The organism is Streptomyces sp. ICN903 (assembly GCF_022015835.1).
Lineage (GTDB): Bacteria > Actinomycetota > Actinomycetes > Streptomycetales > Streptomycetaceae > Streptomyces > Streptomyces fenghuangensis.
In genome coordinates this window covers 1-7,723 of sequence record NZ_JAKMAY010000273.1, presented here as the reverse complement: position 1 = coordinate 7,723, position 7,723 = coordinate 1, and the positions used below count along the sequence as shown (strand labels likewise).

The window sequence follows — 7,723 nt, the reverse complement described above, 5'->3', positions numbered from 1 at the left end:
GGGTCGGCGCCGGCGGGGGCGGCCGTGTCGGCAGGAGCGAGAGGGGAGGCGGATCCCTGGGGGCTCACGCGCGGGTCCTCCGAATCGGGGGAGCGGGAAACTTAGGTAAGGCTATCCTAACTTACTCTGATCATGCGAGAGCCCCTCGTACCGCGGGTGGTACGTGGGGCTCCGTGCGGGCCTGACCTCCCGTCAGGCGGCGCCGGCGAGCGCCTCGGTGCGCAGGTCCTCCTCCGAGGCGCCCAGGCGCCAGTACCCGGAGAAGGCCACCCGGCCGCGCTCCAGGCCCCGTTCGGACACCAGATGGCGGCGCAGCGCCCGCACCGCGGCGGCCTCGCCCGCCAGCCACGCGTACGCGCCGCCCCACACCTCCCCGGGCAGCACGGCCTCGCGCACGGCGTCGACCACCGCGCCGTGCCGCCGGAGATCCTCCCGGACCAGCCAGGTGACCTCCGCGTCGGCCGCGGTGGGCAGCGGTCGTACGTCCCCGGCCCGGGGCACCTCCACCCACACCCGCGCCCGGACGCCGGCCGGCAGCCAGGCCAGGATCCCGGCGACGGCGGGCAGTGCCGTCTCGTCGGCGGCGAGCAGCACCCGGTCCGTGCCGGCGGGAGGACGGAAGCCGACGCTCTTGTTCTCCGGGGTCACCGGGCCCAGCAGGCGGACCCGGTCGCCCGGCCGGGCGCGCCGCGCCCAGCGGGTCGCGGGCCCGGTGTCGCCGTGCAGGACGAAGTCGACGTCCACCTCGCCCGCCTCCGGACGCTGCGCGGCCACGGTGTAGGAGCGCATGACCGCGCGCACCGCCGGGTCCATCGCCCGCCAGGCCGCGAACCAGCCGTCGCCCAGCTCCACCGGGACGACGGGCTCGCGCTGGCCGGGCTGCGGCAGGAAGAGCGAGAAGCTCTGGTCCCTCCCGCCGCCCGCGAACCGCCCGAGCCGCTCCCCGCCGAAGGTGATCCGGACCAGGGACGGTCCCAGCCGCGCGGTGTGCACGACCGAGGCTTCGAAGAAACCGAACGGCGAGGCCGGCCGGGCGGCGGGAGCGCGACGGGGTGCCGGCAGCCGGTGAGCCGCGGAAGAGGCGGCGGGAGGGGCGACGGGAGTGGCGGTGCGCGGTGTCATCTGAGGGCTCTCCTTCTCGGAGGTTGCTGTCCTGCGCGGTCTCGGGGCGGTGCGATCGGGGCCGGTAAGGCGCCGCGGCGCCTTACCGGCCCCGACTCAGCCGAGCTTCTTCGCCTTGGAGATGGCGTCGGCGAGGTTCTCCATCAGCGGGGCGGCGCCCTGGTAGGAGAAGCGCGGCACTGGGTCCCACTCGGCGACCTGCCCGGCCTTCACCGCCGGGAGCGCCTCCCAGGTGGGCTTGGACTTCAGGTCCTTGGGCTGCAGGGCGGTGCTGCGGTTGTCCAGGATGATCAGGTCGGCCTCGTACTGCCCGGCGTTCTCCCAGCTGAGGCTCTCGAAGTAGCCGCCGCTGGCCTTGACGTCCTCGGGGATGACGAAGTTGACGCCCAGCTCGGCGAAGTACTTCAGGTCGGCCGCGGGCGCGGGGGTGGAGACGTAGAAGTAGTCCGCGCTGCCGGAGGCGGCCAGTACCCGCAGTCCGCCGCTGGCCCTGGCGGCCCTGCGGAGCTTCTCGGCCGCCGCCTCGAAACGGGCCTTGCCGTCGGTGACCTGCTTGGACTTCAGATCGGCGCCCAGGGACTCGGCCAGGGCGGCGTAGCGCTGGATCGGCTTGAGCAGGGAGACCTCGGCGACCTGGACGGCGACGCTGGGGGCCAGCTTGAGGATCTTGTCCGAGCTCTCCTCCGGCACGTACCACAGCGAGCTGGAGTCGTACTGGTGCGTGACCAGCAGTTCGGGGTTGAGAGCGGCGTACTTCTCGATGTCGAACTCGCCCCAGGCGTTGCCGATGACCTCGATCTTCTTCACGTCCAGGTCGCCGGCCTGCGGGTGGGCCGAGCCGTCCTCCAGGAGCGTCTCGCCGAAGACGCCCACGATCCGGTCCTTCAGGCCGAAGTCGGCCAGGGCGGCGGCGGTGCCGGTGAAGGCGACGATGCGCTCGGGGGTCTTGTCGGCGGTGACCTTCTTCTTGCGGTCGTCGGTGAACGACCAGGGGCCGCCGTCCTTCCCGGCGGCCTTGTCCGACGTCTGCGAACCGCCGTCCCCGCACGCCGCGAGCAGGGCGCCCAGACCGAGGGCGCCGCCCGCCGCGAGGATGCCCCGGCGGGAGAGGTTGGCGGTTCTTGCGTAGGACATGACTGGGCCTCTCTGAGCAAACGCACAAGGATGCGGCAGGTGTTCAGGCGACCGGCCGCGGCTGTTAGGTTAACCTAACCAAAGTTCGAGCCCAAGGGGGCGGTCGCCGACCTCCCCCCGGCACACCGGAGTCCGCACGTGTCACTGATCAAACCGAGCCCCGCGGGGGAGAGAACGGAGCCGGCGCCGCCCCCCGCCGCCGAGGGGCCGCCGACGCGAACCCGTACCGCCCTGCGCTCCGCCGGGCTGGCGGGCGCCGTGGCCCTTCTGCTCGTCCTGCTGGTGCTGAGCCTCGGCTTCGGCGCCCGGCCGCTGTCGGCGGGCGAGGTCTGGTCCGGGCTCTTCGACAGCGGCTCCGCGACCTGGAGCGTGGTGCACGAGATGCGGCTGCCGCGCACGCTGCTCGGGCTGCTCGTCGGCCTCGCCCTCGGCCTGGCCGGCTGCGTGATGCAGGCGCTGACCCGCAACCCGCTGGCGGACCCCGGGCTGCTGGGCATCAACGCCGGCGCCTCGGCCGCGGTGGTCACCGCCATCGCCTTCCTCGGAGTGACCGGCTTCACCGGCTACGTGTGGTTCGCCCTGGCCGGCGCGGCGGTCGTCTCCGTCCTCGTCTACGCCGTCGGGGGCGGGCGCGGGGCGACCCCGGCGCGGTTGGCGCTGGCCGGCGCGGCGCTCAACGCCGCCCTGTACTCCTACGTCAGCGCCGCGATGATCCTGGACGCCGCGTCGCTGGAGCGGATGCGTTTTTGGACCGTCGGCTCGCTGGCCTCGGCCCGGATGGACGCCGTGGAGCAGGTGCTGCCGTTCATCGCCACCGGAACCCTGGTCGCCCTCGCCCTGGCCCGGCCGCTCAACGCCCTCGTGCTCGGCGACGACCAGGCCCGCGCCCTGGGCGCCCGGCCGGAGAAGGTCCGCGCCGCCGGCATCGTCGCCGTAACCCTGCTGTGCGGTGCGGCCACCGCCGCCGCCGGCCCCATCGTCTTCGTCGGGCTGATGGTGCCGCACCTGGTCCGCGCGGTCACCGGTCCCGACCTGCGCTGGATGCTGCCGTACTGCGCGGTGCTCGCCCCCGTGCTGCTGCTCGGCTCCGATGTGCTCGGCAGGCTGCTGGGCCGCCCCGGCGAACTCCAGGTGGGCGTCGTCACCGCCGTCCTCGGCGGCCCCCTCTTCCTCTACGTCCTGCGCCGGCGGAAGGTGGCCGCCGCATGAGGACCGCCGTGAGGACCACCACGAGAACCACCGCGGGAGCAGGCACGGGAGCAGGCACGAGGACCGGGGTGAGGACCCTCCGCGTCGGGCCGGCGCTCAGCCTCCGCTTCCGCCCCCGCGCCCTGATCGCCGCCGCCGTCTGCCTGCTCGCGGCCCTGGCCGCCGGTGTCGTCACCATCGGCAGCGGCGACTACCCCATGAGCCCCGCCGAGGTGCTGACCACGCTCACCGGCGGCGGCACCCCCGCCCAGGACTTCATCGTCAACGAGCTGCGGCTGCCCCGGGTGCTCGCCGCCCTCCTCGTCGGCGCATCGCTCGGCCTGGCCGGCGCCGTCTTCCAGTCCGTGGTGCGCAATCCGCTGGGCAGCCCCGACATGCTCGGCATCACCCAGGGCGCCTCCACCGGCGCGCTGCTCGTCGTCCTCGCCGGCGGCAGCAGCGCGGCCCTGGCCGGCGGCGCCATCGCCGGAGGGCTCCTGACCGGACTGCTCATCCACGCCCTCGCCTGGCGCCAGGGGATGCACGGCTACCGGCTGGTGCTCACCGGCATCGGCGTCCTGGCGATGCTCACCGGCGTCAACGGCTACCTGCTCACCCGCGGCAAGCTGATGGAGGCGGCCCGCGCGGTCCTGTGGATCACCGGCAGCCTCGACGGCCGCGGCTGGCCCGAACTCACCCCCCTGCTGATCGCCCTGGCGATACTGGGCCCGGTCGCCGTTCTGGGCTGCGGGAGGGCCCTGCGGATGACGGAGATGGGCGACGACGCGGCCCACGCCCTCGGCGTGAGCGTCGAGCGCGCCCGCATCACGGCGCTGGGTTCCGCCGTCGTCCTGGTCTCCTTCGCCGCGGCCTGCGCCGGTCCGGTCTCCTTCGTCGCGCTCACCGCGCCCCAGCTCGCCAAGCGCCTCACCCGCGCGCCCGGCCCCAACCTGCTGCCCGCCGCCTGCATGGGCGCGGCCGTGCTGGTGATCGCCGACTGGGCCGCGCAGAACCTCTTCACCGGACGGCAGATCCCCGTGGGCGTCGTCACCGGCCTCCTCGGCGGCTGCTACCTGGTGTGGCTGCTGGCCACCCAGCGGAAGGCGGGACGGATATGAACACCCCCGCGGCGGTCCGGGACCTCCAGGACCCCCAGGCCCCTCAGCACACCGCCCCGGTCGGACACCCTCAGGACGGAGCAGAACGGATGACGCAGGGCAACCACCGCGACCACGGCGCCCCGGCGGCCGGAGGGACGAGGCTGAGCGGCGAGGGCCTGACCCTCGCCTACGACCGGCGGACGATAGCCGAGGACCTCACGGTCGCGATACCGGACCACTCCTTCACCGTCGTCATCGGCCCCAACGCCTGCGGCAAGTCCACCCTGCTGCGCGCCCTGTCGCGGATGCTGAAGCCGGCCGCCGGGGCGGTCCTCCTGGACGGCAGGGACATCTCCTCGGCCAATGCCAAGCAGGTCGCCCGCACCCTCGGCCTGCTGCCGCAGTCCTCCGTCGCCCCCGAGGGCATCTCCGTCTCCGAACTGGTCTCCCGGGGCCGCTATCCGCACCAGAGCCTGCTGCGCCAGTGGTCGGCCGAGGACGAGCGCGTCGTGGCGGAGGCGATGTCCTCCACCGGTGTCGCCGAACTCGCCGACCGCTCGGTGGACGAACTGTCCGGCGGGCAGCGGCAGCGGGTGTGGATCGCCATGGCGCTGGCCCAGCAGACGCCCCTGCTGCTGCTGGACGAGCCGACCACCTACCTCGACCTCGCCCACCAGATCGACATCCTGGACCTGTGCGCCCGCCTCCACCAGGAGGAGGGCCGCACCCTGGTCGCCGTCCTCCACGACCTCAACCACGCCGCCCGCTACGCCACCCATCTGATCGCCATGCGCGACGGGCGGGTGGTGGCCTCCGGGCCGCCGGAGCGGATCGTGACCGCCGAACTGGTCGAGGAGGTCTTCGGCCTGCCCTGCCGGGTCATCGACGACCCGGAGACCGGAACCCCGCTGGTGGTGCCCGCGGCGCGGCGCCGCGCCCGCAAACCGCAGGCGGCCGGTCACCTCTCCTGACCCGTCACCTCTCCCGGCCCGGGCCGCCGTCCCGCCCCGCCGGACGGCGCGTTCCGCGGGCGGGCGTGACGGTCGCCGGCCCGGCGCAGGATGCGTACGGTCCGCGGTCCAGGGGGGTGACGAGTCCGTCCGGGCGGCCCCCGCCGCCCGGACGGTGCGCAGCCGGTCGCCCGGCAGCAGCCGACGCTGCTTCACGCGCAGGAGGTTCGCACCGGTGGCCGGAATCTCCCCCGCCCGGCAGGAGTGGGCGCGGTGCCCGCCGGCGTGGGCGGCGGTGCGGGCGATCGCCGGGAGAGAGGCGGACGCCGGGCCGGTGATCGCGGCAGCGGTGCGGTGATGGCAGGATCGCAGGGTGCTGGAACGGATCATCGCCGCATGCGACGGCGCCTCGAAGGGAAACCCCGGGCCCGCGGCCTGGGCATGGGGCATCGCCGGAGCCGACGGCGACGTGGAGCGGTGGGAGGCCGGCCCGCTGGGCCGGGCGACCAACAACGTGGCGGAACTGACCGCGCTGGAGAGACTGCTCCAGGTCCTGGACCCGGCCGTACCGGCACAGGTGCGGATGGACTCCCAGTACGCGATGAAGGCGGTCACCACCTGGCTGCCGGGCTGGCGCCGCAAGGGCTGGAAGACCTCGGCCGGAACACCGGTGGCCAACCGGGACCTGGTGGTGCGCATCGACGGACTGCTGGCCGGACGGGACGTCGAGTTCGTCTACACCCCGGCCCACCAGGTGGACGGCGACCGGCTCAACGACGCCGCCGACCGCGCCGCGAGCCACAGCGCCCGCACCCAGCGGCCGGCCGGCTCCGCGGCGGGGGACGACCTGCCGCCGCCCGAGCCCGGCACCGCCCCCGCCGGCGGGCGGTCCCGCGCGGCGGGGGCGAAGCCGGCGCGGAGGTCCGGGGCCTCGGGCCGCTCCTCCGGGAGACCGCTCAAGGCCCGTTTCCCGGGCCGGTGCCGCTGCGGCCGGCCGTACGCGAAGGGCGAGACGATCGCGAAGAACCCCGACGGCTGGGGCCACCCCGCCTGTGCCGCCGCCGGAACGGGCGGGGCGTGACACCGAAAGGGTGGTGAGGGGAGACGGTACCGGCCCGTACCGGGACGGTGGCAGGCTGAAAATCCTGTTTACAGTGCAACCAACGGGCTTCTTCGCAAGTCCTTCACGTGCAGCACGGTTTCCGCACGACGTGGAGGAGAACTCCCTTGCGCAAGCGCCCAGTCATAGCCGCGACCGCCGCGGCCGCCGCGGTCGGCACGCTGGCCGTCCTCACCGCATCCCCGGCCCAGGCCGCCGAGTACAGATCGGCGCTGAAGGTCCGGGGCATCCAGTACGACGCACCCGGCCGGGACTCCAACAGCTGCTCCACCGGGAACACCGACCAGGAGTACCTGACGCTCAAGAACTACTCGTCCTCCGCGACCATCAACCTCAGGGGGTACGTGGTCAAGGACGCCGCCGGCAACCGCTTCGCCTTCACGGCGAACCACTACCTCCAGCCCGGCGACCACATCCGGCTCCGCGGCGGCCACGGCAGCGACTCCGACAAGTACAACGTGGTCTACCGGGACAACTGCAACTTCCTCTGGAACAACGACCGCGACACGATCTACCTGTACAAGCCCTCCGGCAGCCGCTCGGACGTGCACTCCTACACCAGGAGCGGGTCCGACCCCGACCGCAACGGCTACATCACCTTCCACAAGTGATCCGGAAGCCCTGCGGGCCGCCTCTCCGCCCGGCGGAGAGGCGGCCCGCAGGGCCGTACGGATGAGGGCGGCAGGGGCCCGGTGCGCTCGGTCCTATCGGGCGGCGCCGAAGGTCTGCGTCCAGTAGTCGCCGGGCTGTGCCAGGCCGACGCCGATCTCCTCGAAGGAGCAGTTGAGGATGTTGCGCTTGTGGCCGGGGCTGGACATCCAGCCGTCCATCACGCTCTCGGGGGTCCGGTAGCCGTGGGCGACGTTCTCGCCGTAGGTCCGCCACTCGTAGCCGGCCCGCTCGATCCGGTCTCCGGGGCCGGAACCGTCGGAGCCGGTGTGGGACATGTTCCGGTGGTCGGCCATGTCCTGGCTGTGGGCCCGGGCGGCCTCGGTCAGCTTCTCGTTCACCTTCAGGGGTGCGCATCCGGCCCTGGCGCGCTCGCTGTTGACGAGTTCCACGACGCGGGCCTCGGCATCGCCGGCCGGGGCGGGGGAGGAGGGCATGGA

9 protein-coding genes are annotated in these 7,723 nt (G+C 73.7%); 6 read left to right on the top strand and 3 right to left on the bottom strand.

The genetic code is table 11. The annotated features are described in order from the left end of the window. Nucleotides 1-192: 192 nt before the first annotated feature. Both L7D48_RS22905 and L7D48_RS22900 read right to left on the bottom strand, forming a co-directional pair. Nucleotides 193-1,122 (bottom strand): siderophore-interacting protein, encoded by a 930-nt coding sequence (locus tag L7D48_RS22905; RefSeq protein WP_237881998.1) that lies wholly within the window; start codon nucleotides 1,120-1,122, stop codon nucleotides 193-195. A gap of 96 nt (nucleotides 1,123-1,218) precedes the next feature. Further along, on the bottom strand, nucleotides 1,219-2,256 hold the full coding sequence (locus L7D48_RS22900) for an ABC transporter substrate-binding protein (protein ID WP_237881996.1): 1,038 nt from the start codon (nucleotides 2,254-2,256) through the stop codon (nucleotides 1,219-1,221). A gap of 138 nt (nucleotides 2,257-2,394) precedes the next feature. On the opposite strand from L7D48_RS22900, the gene L7D48_RS22895 reads away from it, so the two are divergent. The 6 genes from L7D48_RS22895 (at nucleotide 2,395) to L7D48_RS22875 (ending at nucleotide 7,225) form a co-directional block, all read left to right on the top strand. After that, nucleotides 2,395-3,465, top strand: coding sequence for an iron ABC transporter permease (locus tag L7D48_RS22895; RefSeq protein WP_237881994.1), 1,071 nt, complete (start codon nucleotides 2,395-2,397; stop codon nucleotides 3,463-3,465). Further along, nucleotides 3,462-4,562: an iron chelate uptake ABC transporter family permease subunit gene (locus L7D48_RS22890; protein WP_256463156.1), complete on the top strand. Its 1,101-nt coding sequence runs from the start codon at nucleotides 3,462-3,464 to the stop codon at nucleotides 4,560-4,562. Before L7D48_RS22895 ends, L7D48_RS22890 begins: the two co-directional genes overlap by 4 nt. A gap of 89 nt (nucleotides 4,563-4,651) precedes the next feature. Then, nucleotides 4,652-5,515 (top strand): ABC transporter ATP-binding protein, encoded by an 864-nt coding sequence (locus L7D48_RS22885; protein WP_237881990.1) that lies wholly within the window; start codon nucleotides 4,652-4,654, stop codon nucleotides 5,513-5,515. Nucleotides 5,516-5,729: 214 nt separating this feature from the next. Next, nucleotides 5,730-5,852 (top strand): hypothetical protein, encoded by a 123-nt coding sequence (locus L7D48_RS29220; protein WP_256463155.1) that lies wholly within the window; start codon nucleotides 5,730-5,732, stop codon nucleotides 5,850-5,852. A gap of 15 nt (nucleotides 5,853-5,867) precedes the next feature. Continuing rightward, on the top strand, nucleotides 5,868-6,575 hold the full coding sequence (locus L7D48_RS22880) for a ribonuclease H (protein WP_237881988.1): 708 nt from the start codon (nucleotides 5,868-5,870) through the stop codon (nucleotides 6,573-6,575). Between the two features lie 146 nt (nucleotides 6,576-6,721). Next, nucleotides 6,722-7,225, top strand: coding sequence for a lamin tail domain-containing protein (locus tag L7D48_RS22875; RefSeq protein ID WP_237881987.1), 504 nt, complete (start codon nucleotides 6,722-6,724; stop codon nucleotides 7,223-7,225). Between the two features lie 93 nt (nucleotides 7,226-7,318). Here the strand turns inward: L7D48_RS22875 and L7D48_RS22870 are convergent. Then, nucleotides 7,319-7,723, bottom strand: a 405-nt coding sequence (locus L7D48_RS22870) for a CAP domain-containing protein (protein WP_237881984.1), incomplete at its 5' end; no start/stop codon positions are given.